This is a genomic window from Lentilactobacillus sp., from assembly GCF_040773105.1.
Classification (GTDB): Bacteria; Bacillota; Bacilli; order Lactobacillales; family Lactobacillaceae; genus Lentilactobacillus; species Lentilactobacillus parabuchneri.
Window position 1 is genome coordinate 1 of record NZ_JAXGWW010000314.1, and the last position, 1883, is coordinate 1883.

General features: G+C 46.6%; 2 protein-coding genes and 1 pseudogene. 2 read left to right on the plus strand and 1 reads right to left on the minus strand.

All coding sequences use genetic code 11. From position 1 onward, the window contains the following. On the plus strand, nt 1-897 hold an 897-nt coding region (locus AB3112_RS11180), incomplete at its 5' end, for an FAD-dependent oxidoreductase (RefSeq protein WP_367334533.1). A gap of 100 nt (nt 898-997) precedes the next feature. Further along, the gene (locus tag AB3112_RS11185; protein ID WP_084974665.1) at nt 998-1639 is read left to right on the plus strand and encodes an NAD(P)H-binding protein; all 642 of its coding nucleotides are present in this window, start codon (nt 998-1000) and stop codon (nt 1637-1639) included. An 87-nt stretch (nt 1640-1726) separates the two neighbouring features. On the opposite strand, the pseudogene AB3112_RS11190 reads toward AB3112_RS11185, so the two are convergent. Beyond that, nucleotides 1727-1883, minus strand: a pseudogene (locus AB3112_RS11190) (peroxiredoxin); the annotation flags it as partial.

The following is a 1883-nucleotide window of genomic DNA, read 5'->3' on the forward strand; positions in this document are numbered from 1 at the left end:
ATTGGTGCCGGCTACATTGGCATCGAAGCAGCAGAAGTCTTTTCCAAAGCTGGCAAACACGTCACTTTGATCGACTTGCTTCCTCGCCCACTGGCACTTTATTTGGACCAGGAATTCACGGATATATTGTCAGATACTCTGAAAGATCATAATATCTACTTGGCAACGGGTCAGTCGGTTAAAGAATTTATCGGCCAAGACGGCAAAGTTAGTGCTGTTAAGACTGATCAAGCCGAATACCCAAGTGATTTAGTGATTGAAACCGCCGGCATTAAAGCTAACACCGGCTGGTTGAAAGATACCCTTGAGCTGAATAATAAGGGATTAGTCAAGGTCAACGACCATTTGGAAACCAGCCAACCCGATATTTATGCCGTTGGTGACAGCACTAAGGTGCCCTATGCGCCGACTGGCAAAGAATTACAAATTGCCTTGGCTACCAACGCCCGTCGTCAGGGACGAATCGCTGCCAAGAACGTTCTTGGCCATGACATGAAAATGCCAGCCGTCTCCGGTTCATCTGCCCTGTCAGTCTTTGATTACCACTTTGCTTCAACCGGTATCAAAGAAGGTACTTCGGATGCAAATGGCGTGAAGAGTCAATCCGTCTTTGTCACGGACACCACCCAACCCCCATTTGTTCCCGACGAAGCTGGTAATCAGACCGTTTTCTTCAAGTTGACATTTGATCCAGACAGTCACCTCATCTTAGGTGCTCAGATTATGTCGAAACGAGACGTCACTGCCAACATCAATGCCATCAGTCTCGCCATTCAAGGCAAGATGACCCTCGATGATTTGGCATACGCCGACTTCTTCTTCCAACCAGGATTTGACCGTCCTTGGAACATTATGAACGTCGCAGCTCAACAAGCACTTCAAGACTTAGATCAATAATAAATTAAATTCCTCCCTAAAACGATTGCTCACCGATACTCAAACGCAGATTTGCGGTATAGTAAAGGCGGACCCAAAATCATTTTAGGGAGGAATTTATTTGAAAACTGTATTAATTCTCGGAGCTGCCGGGCAGATCTCAAGTTTCTTGATCCCCCAGCTTTTAAAACAAACTGATTTTAATTTGAAATTGTACGCACGGAACGCCCAAAGCCGGATCAAAGCGAGCGATCCCAGTCGTGAAACCTTGATTGATGGTGACTTCAATGATACGGCCACGTTAAACGCCGCAATGGATGGCGTCGATGCGGTTTACCTCAACGAAATGCGTGATATCACGTCGGTTAAGAATATCATCGCCGCAATGGATGCCCACCACGTCCGTCAATTGATTGGCGCAACCGTCTTAGGCATTGAAGATGAAGTTAAGGGCGCCTTTGGCCAGTGGAATACCAGTATGATTGAAAGTTCAATCACCAAGCGGAAAGTCACTGCGAAAGCCGTCGAGGATTCCGATTTGACCTATACGCTGCTTCGGTTAGCCTGGCTTTATAACAAAGATGGCAATACCAACTACGAACTTACCGAAAGCGGCAAACCATTTGGCGGCACCCAAGTAAGCCGTCAGGCCGTCGCTCAATTGATTGTCGACATCTTAAACGACCAGTCGCGCAAGTTCGCCCGTAAGAGTTTGGGCGTCAACGAACCGAATACCAACTGGGATAAACCATCGTTTTATTAAAAGTTGCCAATTTAAAACGGAGACGGTCAACGCATTCTAATTCTGTGCGTTAACCGTCTCCGTTTTTATTTTCAACCCTTGATTGATCTAAATCTTACCCACCAACTTGGTACCAGGCTGTAACGTCTTTTCACCTGGCTGCCAATTGGCTGGGCATACCCGATCACCATGTTCGGCGACAAATTGAGCGGCTTGCAAGGTTCGCAAGACTTCTTTGGCATTACGGCCAATTCCCATATCATTA